Source organism: Alteromonas sp. Cnat2-8, from assembly GCF_022348355.1.
GTDB lineage: Bacteria > Pseudomonadota > Gammaproteobacteria > Enterobacterales > Alteromonadaceae > Alteromonas > Alteromonas macleodii.
This window is the reverse complement of sequence record NZ_JAKREX010000008.1, coordinates 133,884-152,635: the sequence shown is the minus strand read 5'-3', so window position 1 is coordinate 152,635 and position 18,752 is coordinate 133,884. Positions and strand designations below refer to the sequence as shown.

The following is an 18,752-nucleotide window of genomic DNA, read 5'->3' as shown; positions in this document are numbered from 1 at the left end:
TCGCCCTTTAAAATCCGTATTTGAGGCTTAGAAGTGAAGTTCTAGCCCTGCGAATACACCATCGAATTCCATATCAGCGTACACATCATCAAGGTCTTCAATATCTACCGTTACATTTCTGTAACCCACCTGAAGCGTCATATCAACCGCTAAACTTTCAATAAACGAGTACTGAATTGCAGCTTGATAATCACTAAGCTCATGGTCGTCGAACGACAAATAGCTTCCTTCAAAGTATGCTGATAAACCAGTAAACGGTAAACCTAGCTGAACCTTCGAGTAGGCCATTGGAACAATACCAGAGAACTCTGCAGATCCGCTTGTGTCACTCGCTCTATCCACAACGAACAGTGCGCCGTCGATGTACTTTGCATTAACACCTAAGTCAAAGCTCACTAGATCGTTATCGAATAACTCGTAGTACAAAATGAAATCTGTAGCATCAAGCTCTACATCTGTATTAACCGTGGTGCTTTCAGTAAATAACTCACCGTCGAAAGTGAATTCAGACTGAAGCGTTGTGGTGCCCGAGTTATCTAATGTCGTGTGATTTACTTTTACATTAGGTAAAAACGGTACAGGATGCTCAAAGGCAATGTATAGCGCCGTATTGGTCTCATCATCAAAGTTAAAGTCAGCGGTGTTGTTGCTATCAGCAAAACCGCCCTGCGTGTCGGTTTGCCATACTTGGGCTCCAACATATACGCCTGCGATAGTGTCTGCATGAGATGAAACTGAAACTAATGCGCATCCCAATGCGGCAGCTATAAGACCCTTTTTCATTAATTATCCTTGATTAAGAAGTTCTGAAAGTTCAATTAAAGCAGCGTTTGCACGAGAAATATAGTTTGCCATTACCAAAGAATGGTTCGCTAACATGCCAAATCCACTACCATTTAAAATCATTGGACTGAATACCGACTGCTGTGTCGCTTCCAGTTCACGAATAATTTGCTGAAGACTAACCAATGCATTCTTATCTTCCAATACGTCGTAAAATTCAATTTCCACGGCTTTTAGAAAGTGAAGTAAAGCCCACGTAGCACCGCGTGCCTCATAGAAATTATCGTCTAGTTTCCACCAACTCGTTTTAACTACACGCTGGCTGGCTACAGGAGAAGACTGCTTCGCATTCGAGTCACCCGCCAGATCAGTGTTCAATCTAGCCGATCCTACGCTGGCACTAAGTCTTTGTGAATAACTGCCCAACCGTTTTTCTACCTGTTTCAACCATTCGCGCAAGTTGTCTGCGCGAGTATAAAACTGACTGTCGGTGTTTCGGGTATTCGCTAGCTCGTCACGGTATTTTTTTAGAAGCTCTATACCGTCAGAGTAACTCGATTCAGAAGAAGGCAACGCCCAGCTTTTGTGATCCATATTAAACTTAGGGTGAGCTTTTGTAAGGTATGGATTTTCAATAGATTGGGATTGAGAGCGGCTGAAGTCTTTACGCATAGAGAGTGCAAGGTCTCGCACCATTTCCAGCGCACCGAATTCCCATGCGGGCATGTTATCTAAAAAGATGCCAGGAGGCGTAATGTCGTTAGAAAGATATCCACCAGGCTTATCAAGTAAGGTTTCCGACACATCAATCATGGTTGTTGTTAATGTGTAACCCGCAATATTAGTTGGATTCTCAACAGGCGAGTTTTGCTTTAAACGTTGTCTAACATCAAACGTGTCTGGGGATAGGCTCCAATACCATCCTATTAGCCAGAAAAGTAAAACTATCACTACAGCGACAATCGCTATCCGTTTTGAGTTAATAGATTGTCTCATATAACACCAACCTTCCTTTTAAATAACAAATAGCCGACGGAGGTCAGCTATTTGTAGTCTTAATACTATGTGAAAAATGCGAAACCTTTGTGACGGTCGTCTTTATATCACCATCTTTTACTACGTTAACACAACTTAAATAAAATTATGATGATTATACATCATGGTGCATATTTCGGTCATTTTGCTGCTTATAAGCGGCAGAGTTTCGATTTTTCAAAGCATATAGCGCTATCGCGATAAGTATAATTGGCCAAAATGCACTTACTCCCACCACTAATAATGCTAAAAATCCTGCGCCTAGCGCTAAAAGAATTGTGCCCATAACGCTTACAGCAACAACAAAACCAACGATAGCGAGGACTACGCCGACTAGCGATAACACTGCTACGTTTTCCCAAGGACTTAGCAATTCATCTGACATGATTAAGTGCATACCCAACCAGCTATCTACTAAGCTGCCTAAACAATTCACCAAAATAATGGCGATGACCAATGCAATCAGAAAGTTTTTCATTACACTAATCTCGGTAATAAGATAACGGCTGCAATATAAGCCACTAGCGTAATAGGTGTAGCGATGAACAAGCCTGCTACAGCTGCCGCTCTAACCCATACTGCATCTATATCAAAATAACGTGCAACTCCTGCACACACACCTGAAATGATTCCAGAATCAAGGTCTCTATAAATTCGTTTTTGTGATGGTACTTTCATCATCTTCTCCAAAAATGCTTACTTCGATATCTACAATGCGGGCTGCGGCTCTCAAGGTCGCCTACGCGACCTTCTTCTTCTTAAGTTCAGCCAATTCCTTTTCGATAGCTTCATCTGCTTCCATTGCATCGAACTCGGCCTGCAGTGACGTTGCTTCATTCGACTTTGTTAGGTCGTACGCATCAACTTGCGCTTCTAGATGATCAATGCGCTGCTCGTAACTCTCAAAGCGCATCATGGCATCATCAATTTTTCCTTCGTGATCAGCTTGCTTCACTTTTAAGCGTGTTTGCGCTGAATGCTTGCGTTGAACCAGCGTTTTTTGCTTGGCTTTTGCTTCGGCTAACTTACTGTTCAGACGCGCAGTATCGCCTTGGATTTTTTCGATACTTTCTGCAATATGCGCTTCTTGTTCTTCAAGAGAAGCTAGCTTTGCAACATACTTTTGTTTTTCGATTAGTGCGGCTTTAGCCAATGACTCTTTGTCATTATTCATTGCGATCTGTGCTTTGTGCTGCCACCCTTCCACTTCTTTGTTTGCTGATGCCATATGGCGTGCAAGGGTTTTCTGCTGAGCAATAAAGCGCGCTGCATCAGTGCGAACCTCAACTAAGGTTTCTTCCATTTCTTGAATAATCAAACGAATGATTTTTTCAGGATCTTCCGCTTTATCTAACATTGCGTTGATGTTTGCTTGAACAATATCGTTAATGCGCGAAAACATACCCATGATTATTTCTCCGTTAAAAGTAGTGTTGTGGTTTCCAGCACTTATTCTTAGTTACGCTGACCGCTGGTTACCGCTGACTGAGTTCTCCTCAACACTCTAACTATTACAATCACCGTGCCATTTATTTAAAGCACTGTTTTCAAAGGACTTTAATTTAATTCCGGAAATCACCAACTGTTCAACAAGCGACCAAATACAATTTTTTAGCGTATTTAACCAATAGATTTGTTAATTTGACCAACCCTGTTTTTTGCGTTTTTAATGTCTAAGTCACTGTGCTACACGCACAAAAAAAGCGCCTTTCGGCGCTTTTGCTATATACCAATATCGAATTAGTCGGCATCTTGTTCTGTAGAACTACCTTCAGACGGGGTAGCAACAACTAAATCAGTCACGCTGACCTTACTACTTCCGCGCATTTCTTGTGGGCTTAGCTCAAAGTGATACGTTGCGTTTGCTACTGCTTGGTACACGTCAGCCTTAATTTCCTGTGATGTGGTAGCCACTGCGTTTGAAACCACATTAGTTAAAAACGTTTGAAGCACTGACTCTTCTGCATTTGCTACGCTGCTTGCCATGCTTGCTGTCAGTAAAGTTGCTGCGATTAGTGAAGTTTTCATAATTTCCCTCTGAAGTTAGTCAGTGCAACAACAAGCCGTTGTTGCGATACTTAGAGGATTGCGAGAGCTGTGCCAACTCCTTTAAAAACACTTAAGGCATTGATATATATAAATTTAAATAAAAAAGCTCGCGAGACAGCGAGCTTTTAAGAATTGAACAAATATTAAACTTTGGTCAAAATTACTAAATCGTTAGTCTTTTTGACTATTAAACGCAGCGACTTCCTTTTGTGCACTTTCTACAGCGTCTAGCGCATTTAGCAGCAGATTGGGATCTGGATTTTTTCCTGTTCCATTTTGGCTTAAGTATCTACGCCAAATACGTCCACCCGCTTGCCCTTGATAAAGACCCAAAATATGCCGAGCTGCATGCCAGGGTTTGAAATAGGGATCGTCTTGGCGCTCAATATACTGCTGCATTTTCAGCACAATTTCTCGGCGTGATATACTCTGAGCTTCAGTATCTCCGAAAATCTCTTTATCTACGGTAGCCATAATGTAAGGATTGGCGTAAACCTCACGCCCTACCATAACGCCATCAACAAGTTCTAGCTGTTGCTGGGTTTCTTCTAGCGTTTTAACCCCACCATTTATGCTAATAGATAATTCAGGGCGAGCCTGTTTCAGTCTATGAACCCGCGGATAGTTTAACGGCGGAATTTCGCGATTTTCTTTTGGGCTCAATCCCTGTAGCCACGCTTTCCTTGCGTGAACAATAAAGGTATCGCATCCGGCATCTGCCACGGTATCGATGAAACGAGCGAAGTCTTCATCTTCGTCCATATCATCAATGCCAATACGGCACTTTACCGTAACGGGAATATCTACCGCAGCCTGCATGGCTTTGACACAACTTGCTACCACCTCTGGCTGGGCCATCAAGCAGGCACCGAAGCTACCGTTCTTAACTCGATCACTCGGACAACCTACGTTTATGTTAATTTCATCATAACCGCGCGCTTGTGATAGCTCAGCACACTTGGCCATGTCAGACGGATCGCTTCCGCCCAGTTGAACAGCAACAGGGTGTTCCTCTTGGTTGTAACCCAGATAGTCACCCTTGCCGTAAATGATCGCGCCTGTGGTTACCATTTCTGTATAGAGAAGTGTGTGCTTAGACATTAATCGTAAAAAGTAGCGACAATGGCGGTCTGTCCAATCCAGCATTGGAGCGACAGAGAATTTACGATTTAGCGGAGTGATAGACACGACAGGAACCTCAGACACAGTTATTACTTATATACCTCGCGTACGCGCGAGCGGCGTATAGTACCTATGTTCAATAAAAAAACAATGTCGCTTGCCATTATTTGATAGGCCTATTCCAGCCTTAAAAAACAGCTCAAATCGTAGAACGCATAAGTAAATCTTCATAGATTATTCAACTTACTGAAAAGATGGCGTTTTTTGTATAAGGATTTTTGTAGGTATTTGCCACTATTATGCTTTTAGCGTATTTCAAAGTTCACGATTAGCGGCTATTGTATAAAGTAATAATCATAATTATTAGCACAGACAAAAATGTGATTGCAGCTCATTAGCGTGTTCAACGCAAAGAACTGCGCCTTCCGGAGACATTTTATGGCGGACAAGAAGCCGAAGGATCAGCAAGCGCAAGACGTAACTCAAACTGAAGGCGCGCCCAAACCAGCAGACGAACTTGCTCAACTTAGAGAAATTTTGTTTGGTCAAACAAACCGTGCATTCCGTGCAGATCTTTCTGCGTTGGAGTCACGGGTCAACGACAGCTTCTCTAAACTGAATACGCATCTTGATAATCAGTTTAACGATATACGTAAGCTTATTGACCAACAGATCACAGAATTATCGAATCAGTTGGCCAGTGCTAACGACAACCACAGTAACGTGCAAGAGCAACTTCAAAACACCACTGACAAATTGCAAAGTGAATTGGAGATAGCGGAAACTGCTGCAAAGAATGACAACGATGCATTGGAAGCTCATGTGGTTAAAGAACTAGAGTCGCTTGATAATTTATTTAGTAAGCGTCACCAAGAGCTGCTAGAGAAGCTTCAGCAGGTAACCAGTGAGCTTTCAGAAAGTAAAACCGATAGAAAAACGTTGGCAAACTTACTTTCGACTATGGCCACCAACCTCGCTACAGATCATTAATTAATGACTGAAAAAGTGCCGCCGTCGGAGCTATCTGACAACTCTCTAGACAAAGTCAGAGAGCTACTCATTGGAAGGGACGATAAGTTCGTTCAAGAAAAGTTGAATCGCGATGCAAAAGGCATCGTGACAAACGTCGTTTCTGAAGCGCTCTTTGAACGCGAAACAAAGGACGGCTCGGTTAACAAAGTACTTGTTCCTCTTGTAGAGAAGTCGCTTCACCGCTCTATAGAAGCTAATAGCGACAAGATTGTTGGTACACTTTATCCCTTGGTTGGCACGCTTGTAAGAAAGGCGGTATCTTCATTTCTTGTTGAGTTTGTCGAGCGCACTAACGCGCTTATCGAAAACAGCTTAAGTCCCAAAAGCGTATCTTGGCGATTCAAAGCTTGGCAGTCCGGAGTCAGGTATTCTGAATTTGTCGCATCTCAAATTTACCAATACCAAGTCCAACAGCTGCTGGTCATTCATCGAGAGACCGGCACGCTACTTCACAGCATTTCTTCAGATCCTGATAAAGAAAAAGACGCAGACTTAATTTCGTCAATGCTAGTGGCCATTAATGACTTTGTGGCAGATGCGTTTGGCGTTACCAGTACCGAGTCAGAAAACGAGCTCGGCGAAATAAAAACGGAAGACTTTACGCTGCTAATAAAAATTGGGCCACAAGCGCTGCTTGTTGCTGCGGTTACGGGCAGTATTCCTCCAGAGGTACGCGGAAAACTTCAACAGGCGTTGGAAGACTTTCATCAGTTCTATCAACAACCGTTGCTCACTTATGAAGGTGACAATGCGCCCTTCGACGGTTGCGAAACCATTCTTTCAGACTGCTTAATAAGCGAAAGAAAAGAGGGGGAAGGAAAAAAATCAAACCGATTAATAGGTGCGCTAGTGCTTCTGGTGATTTTTTTCGCACTTGCAGTGCTGTCTTTTATGCGTTTGTCGCTAAGCATCTTAAAAAGCGACTTGCACGAGCTTCCCCCTCCACCTGGCATCATAGTAACTGATACTTATGTTTCCAATGGGAATGTGCACGCTAAAGTCCTTCGCGACCCAGTCGCTACCAGCATCGAACAATGGTTTAGCGATAATAACATCGATGCAGAAAGAGTTACTGTTATTGAAGAACCCTTTGTTTCTTTAAAACCAAGTGTGGTTGAACGCAAACTTGAAAAGCTCGTGAGCGACTATCCACTCAGCGAATCAGAAAGCCTATTAATTAAAAAAGGTGATGACCATAGCTTTGTTATTTCAGGAACCGTATTCACCCCAACCGCAATTAACTTTACTCAGCAAATAAACGCTATTCCTGGTATTTCGACAGTTAACGTTGATACCACCGCGCTAAACGTCAAAGCAGCCTATCAAATTGACAATGCTGAGCTCCAGAAGGCCGCATTGAACCGACTAGTTAATAAGGTTTCCTCACAAAATGTACTTTTTGCTACTAACCAAGAAGCGCTTTCTGAAGTACAGTTAGCAAAATTAGAACCTCTGGCAAACGACATAAAACAATTGTTAACCCTTGCTGACAAGACAAAAACTGTTGTCAGTATTGTTGTGATGGGTGCCAGTGATAATTCAGGCTCAAGCGCACGAAATCGCGCATTGAGTCAAAAACGAGCAGATAATGTTGTGAATTCATTAATTTCACTTGGCGTAGAAAGTGATATTCTTATACCTGTAAGCTTAGGAGAGCTACCATTGCAGAAAGCATCAATGGGGCGTTCAGTCATGTTAAACGTTTTAATATCCAGTGGGCAGCAGTAAGGAAGCTTTGCAGTGATACAGAAAAAAGTATGTATTTTAGGGCCCACTGGTGTTGGCAAAACAAGCCTGATAAAACAGTTCGTTGAAGGTATTTTCTCCGAAAAATACAAGACCACTATTGGCGTAAAAATAGACAAGAAACAAGTCAATAAAGACGGACGCGGCGTTCAGCTTCTACTTTGGGATTTAGAAGGTATCGACAGATACTGTGGCTTCAACCCTCGCTACCTTCGCGGCGCAAGCGCCTACATTATTGTAGTTGACCAAACTCGGTCTCAATCCTTGCTTGAAGGCATGGAAATTCTAGAACTCGCACGCGAACACTACCCCGATATCCCCGCATTTTTTGTTGTAAATAAAACCGATCTCCCCACAAGTTGGCACTGGAGTGAGGAAGAACTCAATTCTTACGCTCAAAAATTCGCTTCACTAACGAAGACCAGCGCAAAGACCGGTGAAAATGTAGAGAATTTATTCAGTACAATTGCGTTTTGGTAGGAGATTGCCATGGATATTCATTTATTAAATGCATTAGGCATTACTAACTGCGCGCTATTTAGGTGTAACTCCGAAAGCGACATTGAATGCTTAACGCCAGAACTTCCATGGCTAGCAAATGTTGTGACGATTGACGAAAACAACAAACTGCAAAAGAAGCATATCCCCTCCATTTTTTTAGACGACTTTTTTCTCGATGCCGACGAGGTATGGAAAGGCGAAACGTCATTTACACTTTCATCTGGCTTTTGGACGGAGCACAATGAGAGCCAAGTACTTCGCTTAGAAGCATTGGCAATCAATAGCGAATCGGGTTCTCGCTATCTGGTCGTTAAAAACGTAGAAGAGCAATTTGACGAAAAACGTAAAACGCTGCAAGCCGCGCGGGAATTATTGCTAAGCCATCACGAAATTGTAGGTCAGCATGAGTATATTAGGCACAAATTAAATGGTGTTTTACGCAAGAACACCCGACTTCAAAAGCTCGTTCCGCCCATTCAGCAAGCTATTCACAACCTGGAAACCGGCGTTGTCATTTTAGACGACAAAGGCGGATTGATATTGGACAACAAAGCGTCTCATAGATTGCTGCTGTGTAATAGCACAACGCCAAGCTCTATTCGCGTCAACGAGCTTCTTACTGATATTGATGCGCCGGCAACGTTTCTTCCCGCACTGGTGCAGCGAAAAGCCCCCTGGCAAGGGGAGCTTTATTGGCAACCTGTTGACGATTATGGTGTGTGGCTTCAGGTTACCATTCACCCTGTATTACAAGGGGATGAGTTAACCCATTGGGTTTACCTACTTACCGATATTACCCATATCCACAATAAAGAAGAGAGCGTATTAACTGCCAGTGGAATGGACTCGTTAACAAAGGTAGCCAATCGCAATTTGTTTACCGATACAGTAAGAAGACTGGTTCAGGAAGAAATCGCATTCAAGTTGTTCATCATAGATATATGCGACTTTAAGAAGATAAATGAATCACTTAGCTATCAGTCGGGTGACGAGATCCTTAAATCGTTCGCACTGCGACTGCAGACCTTTGTCGGCAACAGCGGGTTTATAGCGAGAATAGGCAGCAATGAGTTTGCATTGGTGAAACGTGAAGATACCTTTAACGAACTTATCAGTGCCGAGTATATTGAGCAGCTAGTCAAAAAGCTCACTCAAACCTATACCGTTCTCAATGGCAGCGAGCCGAATTTAGGCATAAATATTGGCGAAGCGAACTTTCCCCGACACTGCCCGTCAACCGAATCACTTCTACAGTGTGCTGACATCGCCTTGCAGGCCGCTAAATACCAAGGTCGCAATGTGGTACTTACCTACAGTGAAGAACTACACAAACAACATCATGCAATTAGCGAGCTTGAGAGTCAGCTACGTTCTGCCATCGAAAACAATGAACTCAAACTCTTTTTGCAGCCTATTGTCGATTTAGAGACTGGCAAAATTGTTAAATGCGAGGCATTGGCAAGATGGATAACGCCGGAAGGTAAGTTTATTTCCCCAGAAGTGTTCATTCCTCTTGCTGAAAAAAGTGAACTCATTTTCCCTTTCGGCGAGTGGCTTATCAATGAAGCTTGTGATGCTATAGAAGCGTTAAAGGCTTCTAATTTAGACATTAGGTTGGCCATTAATATCTCTGGCCGCCAAGTGTCAGATTTAGCACTACTAAACCAAATTAAAAACGCATTGGAAGATCACCAACTCCCCGGCTCAAACTTATCTATCGAGTTAACCGAAAGCGTGTTTGTGGAAAGCTTGGATACCGTTTCAGTATTACTCAACGAGCTTCGAGCAATGGGGATCACCGTGTCGATTGACGATTTCGGTACAGGTTTTAGTTCACTGGTGTATCTGAAGAAACTGCCTATCGATGAGCTTAAGATTGACCGTTCCTTTGTCAGTGAACTTGAGAAAAACACCGACGACCAAGCTATCGTTCAGGCTATTCTTGGACTGGCGAGCAACTTAAACATTAAGATTATTGCAGAAGGTATTGAAACCCAACAGCAGCAACAGTTTTTGCAAAATCATCGGTGTGCTTATGGTCAGGGTTACTTATATCAGCGCCCCGTTGCCATACCTGAATTTATAACTTTAGCGCAAAAGCTAAAGTAAGCTTAAGCAAAGCTTCATCAGCCATAAACAAAAAAGCCGGAGTACGATCCGGCTTTTTTACAGCTTGTATTTTACGCTTAAATTAGCCCCATGTGTCCTGCATGGAACTCCAAGTGCTCTTCAATAAATGATGCAATAAAGAAGTAACTATGATCGTAACCTTCATGCATGTTAAGCGTAAGTTGCGTATCTGACTGTTGCGCAGCATGAACAAGTGACTGAGGTTTCAGCTGCTCGTGCAAGAACTCATCTTTTGTCCCTTGCTCTACTAGCAGAGGTACACTGTGTGTTTTGCTTGCTAATAGCAACGAGGCGTCGTAATCCTGCCATGCTGCCTTGTCATCGCCTAAGTATCGACCTAAGGCTTTCTCGCCCCACGGACAATCTGAAGGATTTGAGATAGGGCTAAAGGCCGATACCGATACAAACTTATTAGGATTACGCATGCCAATAACTAAAGCACCGTGTCCGCCCATTGAGTGACCGCTAATAGCGCGCTCTTTGGTTACAGGGAACTCGCTTTCAATAAGCGCAGGTAGCTCGTTCACAATATAGCTATACATTTTGTAATGCTTATCCCACGGCGCCTGCGTAGCGTCAACGTAGAAGCCTGCCCCAAGGCCAAAGTCATAAGATCCTTCTTCGTCGTCAGGAACGTTCTCGCCACGGGGGGATGTATCGGGCGCAACAATAGCCATACCTAATTCCGCCGCTAGCTTCATTGCACCGGCTTTTTGCATAAAGTTCTGGTCGGTACATGTCAGCCCTGACAGCCAGTAAAGCACGGGCACTGGCTTTTCTTTCGAGGCGAAAGGGGGAAGAAAAATTGCGAAGGTCATATCGCATTGTGTTGTTTCAGCTTTATGGGTATAGCGTAAATGCCGTCCCCCGAATGCTCTATTTTCGCCAATAAGCTCCATTTCAGCTCCTTAAATACGTAAATTTGCACCTTTATTGTGGAATCAGTAAAGGCTCTATCGGATTTTAGATCAAGTTCGTTTACACTAAGCGCCTAATTTTTGAGGTAAGTACAATGGTAAAAGCACTGTTGCATCATATTGTTGGCACTATTTCGGTCATCTGCTATTTCGTCAATACGGTAGTGTGGTCAACGCCTATTTTCATATTGGCTATTTTTAAACTTATACCTATTGCGCCGTGGCGACGATTCATTTCTTATTTACTCGACGCATGCGCGACTGCGTGGATCGGCGTTAATAACCTGAATCAGCGCATCAGCGGACGCACCAAATGGCAAATAAACGGACTAGAAAAACTCACTCGAGATGATTGGTATCTCGTTGTTGCTAACCATCAATCTTGGGTCGATATCTTAGTTCTTCAACGTGTATTTAACCGAAGAATCCCATTTTTGAAATTTTTCCTCAAAAAAGAGCTTATCTATGTTCCTATTTTAGGTCTGGCTTGGTGGGCACTCGATTTTCCATTTATGCGCCGGTATTCCAAATCATTTTTGGCTAAAAACCCGCATTTGAAAGGAAAGGATATGGAAACCACGCGCCAAGCGTGTGAGAAATTTAGAAATAAGCCTGTAAGTATTATGAATTTTGTTGAAGGCACCCGCTTTACGCAAGCCAAGCACGACAAGCAGGCCTCGCCTTTCGCTCATTTACTTAAACCTAAAGCAGGCGGCATAGCATTCGTTTTGTCTGCGATGGGCGATCATTTGCATAAGCTTATTGATGTCACAATTGATTATCCGAACGGCGTACCGTCTTTCTGGGACTTCGTTAGTGGTAAGGTTCGTGATATTCGAGTGAATATCAACGTAATGCCCATCAAAGACATTATGGAAAACGGCATTTTCAGCGACAATTATTTTGATGATCCGCAAGTTCGAGCCCGTTTTCAGACGTGGTTGAATGAACGCTGGCATGCCAAAGATCAACTTTTAGATTCACTAAACGCAACACAGAAACCATTATGATTCGCGCAGTACTCGCTCCTTTTATTTTCGTATTACATACTTCACTACAAATCCTCAATCTTGCGTTGTGGGGAGGCTTAATTATCTTACTGGGCTTGGTAAAACTTATTATGCCCAACGGAAAGATAAGAACAGCATGGAATAAAGTGATGCACGGGCTAATGTTTAACTTCGGACGGGTCAGCGTTCTCATGATACGCTTGTTCAACCGCGTCGATATTGAGTGTTCGGTACACGGCGAACTGTCAAAAGACCGTTGGTATCTGATTATTGCCAATCATTTAAGCTACCTCGACATTATTCTGCTCATTGAATTCGCAACGAACCGCATTCCTGCACCCAAATTTTTCCTTAAGAAAGAGCTTATTTGGCTGCCATTTGTCGGACTGGGTGCCTGGGCGCTTGATATGCCGTTCATGCACAGATACACCCGTGCGTATTTAGAAAAGCACCCAGAGAAAAAAGGAAAGGATCTCGAAACCACCAAAGCGTATTGTGAGAAGTTTAGAACGGTGCCCACAACGGTCATTAACTTTGTAGAGGGAACTCGATTTACTTCATTGAAGCATCTGTCAAAGCAAAGTCCCTATGAAAACCTCCTGCCCCCCAAAGCCGGCGGCGTTTCCTTTACGCTCTCAGCTATGGGCGAATTATTTACCAACGTGTTAGATATCTCGCTGCTTTACCCGGAAAATAAGCGTCATCCTATGATGGCAATGCTTAGCGGTCAGATGACAAAAATCGTGATCGATGTGAACGTTACGCCGGTACCTGAATTACAACAGCATTCAGAACGCACTGAGTCTGAGTTTCGTCTTTATTTCCAAAACTGGTTGAACGGTCTATGGGAAAATAAAGACAACCGTATAAAGAAAATGTTGGAGTCGTAATTAATGGAAGTCAGTGCTTCAGTACGCGATAACTTTATTCACATAGTTAATGATATTTTCCCGAATCTTACTATTGAAGATCCGCTGTATAACGTCATCGCACTAAGTAGTATTTTAGTGGTGTCGGCGGTAATCTATATTATCGCAAGGCTATTGGTGCGCCCCCAGATAGCCAGTTGGGTATACAAATCCAATAACCTCTGGGACAACGCCTTGCAGCAGCACGGATTTTTCCGTCGCTTAATGCACCTGTTTCCTGCCCTGTTTATTTACTTAACCACACCGGTACTTATTAGCGATGAAGCCGTGATGCACGGTATGGTGATAAAGAGCGCTCAGCTATACATGTTATATAGCGGCCTTCTTGCCTTATATGCCATGTTGAGCACAGTGGAAGACGTTTATAACGCCTCAGCGCTTGCTAAACGCGCACCTATCACTGGCTTTATTCAAGTTACCAAATTGGCATTTGCTATTGTCACCATACTATTAAGTATCTCTTTAATTGTAGACAGAAGCCCGCTACTTATTGTGTCTGGCTTAACCGCCATTGCCGCTGTTTTACTATTGATATTCAGAGACACCATTCTGGGCTTTGTTGCCGGCATTCAAATAGCCGCTAACCGCATGTTTAATACGGGCGACTGGATTGCCATGCCTAAGTATGAAGTAGATGGTGAAATACTCGAGATAGGCCTTACCAACGTCAAAGTACAGAACTGGGATAAAACCATTTCTACGCTGCCGACTTACAGCCTTACTACAGAAGCAGTTAAGAACTGGCGCGGTATGCAAGAGTCTGGCGGACGCAGAATTAAGCGCGCCATTTATATTGATGTGCACTCTATTAAGCTTTGTGACAACGATATGCTAGAGCGCTTTTCGAAAATTCGCTATATCAACGAATATATCGATAAGAAGAAAAATGAGCTCCGCGCTTATCACCGAGATTACTCCATTGATGAGTCGGATCTGCTAAACAGCCGTCGCCTTACCAACATCGGCACTTTTAGAGCTTATTTAGAGGCATACTTGCGCAAGCACCCGGATATAAACCAAGAACTGACCCTAATGGTTAGGCAGCTACCGCCTAATGAGCTTGGTTTACCTTTAGAAATTTACTGCTTCAGTGCACAAAAGGAATGGGTGAGGTACGAAAAAGTACAGGCGGATATTTTCGACCACGTTATGGCTATGCTGGATTTGTTCGATTTACGCGCTTATCAACGTGATGGACATTTGTCGCTGCTTGCCCATCGCGAACAAAGCGCTTATAGAAACAGTCCTGAAAGCGACAATGCGCCTGAGGTTGCTCAGGAGAAGAGCGAACCTAATCGATAAGGCAGTGATGAATAAAGACTTGTTCAAGACGAAAAAAAACCGGCTGAGATAGCCGGTTTTTTTAATGCTTATCGCTTAAGCCAATGCGTAGGCCATCAGTAAGCAAAGTACTAAACCAGTAACGCCAAAAAAACCGTACTCGATTTTTTCCTGCATACCTTCAGCACCTGCTTTAGCAGTCAAAAAGCCCATAACGATGCTGCTTAGCCCTAGCGTAAAGGCAATTAGCGCAACACCAAACATAATTGCATTAATCCAATCAGCCATTGTGATAACCCCTTAAAAATATTGGCGGTATTATGCACCAATAAATAAGATTTAACCATGCTTGGATTGGCTTAAATGTACCGCTATTGGTATTAATTGATCTTAGTCAAAACTACTAATTAGTTGGTAATCTCACTAAATAGTGTATTTAGCAGAGCATAAAGAAATCATCAAATATCACTAACCATTTGAAAGATATAGACTTTAAATATTGGCAAGGCCATTGCTCTACCTTAGGTATAACAGCGAGTATCGTTAGCGTCTATCTGACAGTGACACTACAACGCATTGCAGTTTGCTTCGAGCACTTTCGTTAACGCGTCACACGTAAATTAAGGAATGAACAATGTCTAAGAAACTATTACTTTCAGTTGCCCTTACCAGTGCTTTAATGAGCGGCCACGCATTTGCGCATGACAGCAGCTTTCAAAACAACAGTTGTGACATGGAGCTTGATGGTCATATTCAATATTACCAAGGTGACCTAACGGTACAGATGGACAATGGCTCAGTGATGACGATTGACTCCCATCACAATATGACCATTAACGGCGAACCAGTATCGCTTGACAGCGAACAACAGCGCTGGGTAAGTGAATATTACAACAACATTGATATCGCCATCCCTATGACCTTGAATATCGCCAGTGAAGGGCTGCAAATTGCCAACGTGGCAGTGACTGAAGTATTTACTGAACTGTTAGGCGGCGATCAAATGGGTGACGATTTTCGTGAACTGTTCGACTCACTTGAAACCAAACTAAACACTTCATTCTATGATGACGCAGGCAATATTCGCGTTGATTCAACTAAATTCGATGAGCCAGGTTGGTTTGACGAAAGCTGGGAGCAAGAATTCGAAGCGCAAATTGAGTCTTTAATCAGTGAGTCTATGGGTAGAATACTTATTGCCGTAGGAACACAAATGTTGTGGGAAGGCGGTGATATGTCTGAGTTTGAGCAAAAGATGGAGCGCTGGGGTGAAGATTTAGAATATCGCTTAGAAAGCCAAGCGGCTGCGCTAGAAGAAAAAGGCGATGCATTGTGTAAGGTACTGAAGAAAGCGGATTATGCCGAAGGCAAAATGCAGGCATCCATATCTGGGCTAGATGACTTGAACCTGCTAGATATTGATCAAGACAACCACCATGACCACAACGACGAAATGAAAATGTAGTTGGAGCATTTAGCGAACTAAACGCGCAAAACGAAACGACTTGCAACTCTAACCACTCACCTTAGAAAACCGACTGTAACCCAGTCGGTTTTTCATTTTTACAGTTAACGACAACCGCCCTCCAATTAATGTACTCTTAAACCCTAAACAAAGGGGTATTTAATCGATGACTCAAAATGTAGTAATTAGTGGCTACGGCTGGTTAGCCAGCTATGTGGGCAAAGCACTTTCAGGCAAGGTCAATATTGTTGGCACCACTCGAAGCCAACAGAAACGTCTCGCGTTACAAGACCAAGGTATCACCGCAATTGAATATGCCCTGGGCGAAGATACATCAGCGCTTTGTAACCATTTGCCAAACGCTACCTTGTTGCTAAATATTCCCCCTGGCAGGAGAAACACAGATCTCGCGTCATACACCAACAATATGCTGCAGTTGATAGACGCAGCCATCAGCGTAAAGGTGGCGCATATCGTGTTTATCAGCACCACGTCGGTTTACGGCGATGCAACAAATGAGGTAGTGTCTGAAGTCAGCACTACACAGCCGCAAACAGCCTCGGCCAAAGCCCACGTGACTATTGAAGACTATTTATTGTCTAAGCGAGGTCAGGTTGATATCAGTATTGTTCGCCTAGCCGGTTTAGTAGGCCCAGACCGTCACCCCGCCCGCTCGTTAAGTGGAAAACAGTTAGATGCAGGAAATAAGCGAATAAACCTTGTACATGTGTACGACATTGTATCAGCGCTGACGACCATCATTTGTGGCAAGCCGCTTAACGATGTTATTCACCTTTGCAGCTTGTCTCATCCTAAGCGCGGTATTTATTACGTGGATGCAGCGAAGGCGATGGATATTGATGCTCCTCGCTTTTCTGATACTGAAGCGGAACCTGCTGGCAAAGTGATTGACGCCGCACAAAGCTGGGCAAGGCTAAATATTACACCAGAGTATAGCGACCCCTATCGCATGTTTTAGGCTTTACACTTAATGAAAATACATACTCTGACACAAACAAAAACGGCAAGCTTTAGGCTTGCCGTTTTTAAGTTGAGCTCACTGCTAGCTCACGTCATTTCTTGTAAAACCTGACTATCCGAATAGGCTCAACCCGAAGTATTTTACCGCTACCGTGTTTACAAAAATCACGAGTAAAATAAGTGGAATAAAGGTTTTCAGCGATATATCCACGTATTTTTCAAACCAGCTACCTTTGTAACCACTGCTGCCCTCTTCCAAAGAAGCATTGAAGTTTGCACTCTTCCAACGATAAATAACAAACAAACAAATTAGCAAGCCGTTTAAAGGCAAAATCGTGTCGTAGAACACATCGTAAATGACATCAAACAGTGATTTATCTGCGCCAGCGTAGTGCATAAACGACGTAAGCATATCAACTTTACCGAATGACAACGCACTTAGGATGGCTAGCAAAATCATAATACTTCCTAGCGACCCAAGCGCCCATTTACGGCTTACACCTTTTTCATCCATAAGCGCCGCAACAGGTACTTCAAAAATAGACACTAGCGACGTAATTGCCGCAAAGAACACTAATAAGAAGAACAAGCTAGCGACAATCGATGCGCCCATATATCCAATCGAATCTTGTAACGCTAGAAAGATACTAGGTAGATAAGTAAAAATCATACCCACTGACGATTCACTTAAATCATCAGGGTTAATGTCTGGGTTAAAAGAGAAGATGGCAGGAAGGATCATCAAACCGGCTGTGAACGCCACGGCCGTGTCTGTTAACGCCACCAGCTTGGCAGCGCTCGGTACATCTGCACGCTTATCAATGTAGCTACCATAGGTAATAAGAATACCCATACCCAACGATAGAGAGAAAAAGGCCTGCGATAGCGCACCATTCACCACTTCAGCAGTGATTTTTGAAAACTCAGGAACGATGTAGAACTCAACGCCAGCCATCGCATTTTCGCGGGTTAATACGAAGATAACGAGACCGATAAGCATCACGAAAAGCGCAGGCATGAGCAGCTTTGCCGCTTTTTCTATCCCTTCTTTTACACCGCCTTGAAGGATGAGGTAGACCACACCAACAACGGCCGCCATATATAAAAAGATGGCTTCTGAGTTAATAAACAGCCCAAAGGTTTCTGGGTTAGCTAACTTGTCTAGATTTCCGCTTACTGCTTCGAACAAATAGCCGAAAAGCCACACAGTAATAACCATGTAGAAAACGGCAATCATGAACGGCGTAGCAATAGCTAGCCACCCCGCGACTTTCCATTTCTTTTCATTACCGCTTATATCACTGTATGCACCAAGCGGGTCTTTTTTAGCATGGCGACCAACTGACATTTCCGCCAGCATTACCGGTAAACAAATGGCAAAAACGAAAATAGCGTACATTAAAAGAAATGCACCACCGCCATTTTTAGCTGCACCGACAGGAAACCCTACCAAATTACCTATGCCTACCGCAGAACCTGCAGCAGCCAAAATAAAACCTATGCGCGATCCGAACTGTTCTCTGGCCCCGCTCATATCCCTTCCTCTTGTTGAGTTATTGTTATAGCAGTTCGCCGTATCACGCCTTGTGATGCACAAACACGTCGTGAGCTCACAATTTATGCTGGTTGTCGGTACTTACTATTCGTAAGAATCAAGCCGAGCGAACTGGTATTATTTATTATCAGGATGGCGTTTGTTGTTATGACTCACGTGTGGCGTCAACGCGTTGTATTGCTACCTCTATGGGCTTATCAATACGCTGCACCATTC

General features: G+C 43.3%; 19 protein-coding genes. 9 read left to right on the top strand and 10 right to left on the bottom strand.

The features are described 5' to 3' along the window. Positions 1-27 precede the first annotated feature (27 nt). The 7 genes from MHN00_RS19745 to dusA form a co-directional block, all read right to left on the bottom strand. Positions 28-783: a TIGR04219 family outer membrane beta-barrel protein gene (locus MHN00_RS19745; RefSeq protein ID WP_014950720.1), complete on the bottom strand. Its 756-nt coding sequence runs from the start codon at positions 781-783 to the stop codon at positions 28-30. Positions 784-786: 3 nt separating this feature from the next. Beyond that, a complete protein-coding gene (locus MHN00_RS19740; RefSeq protein ID WP_014950721.1) occupies positions 787-1,779 on the bottom strand; it encodes a DUF2333 family protein in 993 nt (330 codons plus the stop codon). 154 nt (positions 1,780-1,933) lie between these two features. Continuing rightward, positions 1,934-2,296, bottom strand: coding sequence for a hypothetical protein (locus MHN00_RS19735; protein ID WP_156078831.1), 363 nt, complete (start codon positions 2,294-2,296; stop codon positions 1,934-1,936). Beyond that, entirely contained in the window at positions 2,296-2,496 is a 201-nt protein-coding gene (locus tag MHN00_RS19730) for a PspC domain-containing protein (RefSeq protein WP_014950723.1), read from the bottom strand. Before MHN00_RS19730 ends, MHN00_RS19735 begins: the two co-directional genes overlap by 1 nt. A gap of 61 nt (positions 2,497-2,557) precedes the next feature. Continuing rightward, positions 2,558-3,226 carry a phage shock protein PspA gene (pspA, locus tag MHN00_RS19725; RefSeq protein ID WP_014950724.1) on the bottom strand — a complete coding sequence of 223 codons (669 nt, stop codon included), beginning with the start codon at positions 3,224-3,226 and terminating at the stop codon, positions 2,558-2,560. A 332-nt stretch (positions 3,227-3,558) separates the two neighbouring features. Then, complete coding sequence (locus MHN00_RS19720; protein WP_239302150.1) at positions 3,559-3,846, bottom strand: hypothetical protein; 288 nt, start codon at positions 3,844-3,846, stop codon at positions 3,559-3,561. 192 nt (positions 3,847-4,038) lie between these two features. Further along, positions 4,039-5,073, bottom strand: a complete 1,035-nt coding sequence (gene dusA, locus MHN00_RS19715) for a tRNA dihydrouridine(20/20a) synthase DusA (protein WP_156078832.1) — start codon at positions 5,071-5,073, stop codon at positions 4,039-4,041. 354 nt (positions 5,074-5,427) lie between these two features. On the opposite strand from dusA, the gene MHN00_RS19710 reads away from it, so the two are divergent. The 4 genes from MHN00_RS19710 to MHN00_RS19695 are packed head-to-tail and all read left to right on the top strand — an operon-like array spanning position 5,428 to position 10,377. Continuing rightward, complete coding sequence (locus MHN00_RS19710) at positions 5,428-5,979, top strand: hypothetical protein (RefSeq protein ID WP_014950727.1); 552 nt, start codon at positions 5,428-5,430, stop codon at positions 5,977-5,979. Between the two features lie 3 nt (positions 5,980-5,982). Then, positions 5,983-7,749, top strand: coding sequence for an OmpA family protein (locus MHN00_RS19705; protein ID WP_239302149.1), 1,767 nt, complete (start codon positions 5,983-5,985; stop codon positions 7,747-7,749). A gap of 12 nt (positions 7,750-7,761) precedes the next feature. Further along, a complete protein-coding gene (locus MHN00_RS19700; RefSeq protein ID WP_014950729.1) occupies positions 7,762-8,247 on the top strand; it encodes a Rab family GTPase in 486 nt (161 codons plus the stop codon). A gap of 9 nt (positions 8,248-8,256) precedes the next feature. Then, complete coding sequence (locus MHN00_RS19695; protein ID WP_014950730.1) at positions 8,257-10,377, top strand: EAL domain-containing protein; 2,121 nt, start codon at positions 8,257-8,259, stop codon at positions 10,375-10,377. A gap of 77 nt (positions 10,378-10,454) precedes the next feature. On the opposite strand, the gene fghA is transcribed toward MHN00_RS19695, so the two are convergent. After that, positions 10,455-11,297, bottom strand: coding sequence for an S-formylglutathione hydrolase (gene fghA / locus MHN00_RS19690; protein ID WP_014950731.1), 843 nt, complete (start codon positions 11,295-11,297; stop codon positions 10,455-10,457). A 113-nt stretch (positions 11,298-11,410) separates the two neighbouring features. Between fghA and MHN00_RS19685 the strand changes: the two genes are divergently transcribed. Genes MHN00_RS19685 through MHN00_RS19675 form a run of 3 tightly spaced genes read left to right on the top strand, consistent with a single transcriptional unit; the run spans position 11,411 to position 14,556 of the window. Further along, positions 11,411-12,325, top strand: a complete 915-nt coding sequence (locus MHN00_RS19685) for an acyltransferase (RefSeq protein WP_039227390.1) — start codon at positions 11,411-11,413, stop codon at positions 12,323-12,325. Beyond that, a complete protein-coding gene (locus MHN00_RS19680; protein ID WP_239302148.1) occupies positions 12,322-13,215 on the top strand; it encodes an acyltransferase in 894 nt (297 codons plus the stop codon). Before MHN00_RS19685 ends, MHN00_RS19680 begins: the two co-directional genes overlap by 4 nt. 3 nt (positions 13,216-13,218) lie before the next feature. Then, positions 13,219-14,556, top strand: coding sequence for a mechanosensitive ion channel domain-containing protein (locus tag MHN00_RS19675; RefSeq protein WP_239302147.1), 1,338 nt, complete (start codon positions 13,219-13,221; stop codon positions 14,554-14,556). A 75-nt stretch (positions 14,557-14,631) separates the two neighbouring features. Here the strand turns inward: MHN00_RS19675 and MHN00_RS19670 are convergent, their stop codons facing one another. After that, positions 14,632-14,823: a hypothetical protein gene (locus MHN00_RS19670; protein ID WP_014977423.1), complete on the bottom strand. Its 192-nt coding sequence runs from the start codon at positions 14,821-14,823 to the stop codon at positions 14,632-14,634. 346 nt (positions 14,824-15,169) lie between these two features. Here MHN00_RS19670 and MHN00_RS19665 point away from each other — a divergent pair, with 346 nt between their 5' ends. Together MHN00_RS19665 and MHN00_RS19660 are read left to right on the top strand one after the other, a co-directional pair. Next, entirely contained in the window at positions 15,170-16,000 is an 831-nt protein-coding gene (locus MHN00_RS19665) for a DUF2884 family protein (protein WP_014950736.1), read from the top strand. 166 nt (positions 16,001-16,166) lie between these two features. Then, positions 16,167-16,979 (top strand): NAD-dependent epimerase/dehydratase family protein, encoded by an 813-nt coding sequence (locus MHN00_RS19660; RefSeq protein WP_239302145.1) that lies wholly within the window; start codon positions 16,167-16,169, stop codon positions 16,977-16,979. Positions 16,980-17,093: 114 nt separating this feature from the next. On the opposite strand, the gene MHN00_RS19655 is transcribed toward MHN00_RS19660, so the two are convergent. Then, positions 17,094-18,515, bottom strand: a complete 1,422-nt coding sequence (locus MHN00_RS19655; RefSeq protein ID WP_014950738.1) for a sodium-dependent transporter — start codon at positions 18,513-18,515, stop codon at positions 17,094-17,096. Positions 18,516-18,752 lie beyond the last annotated feature (237 nt).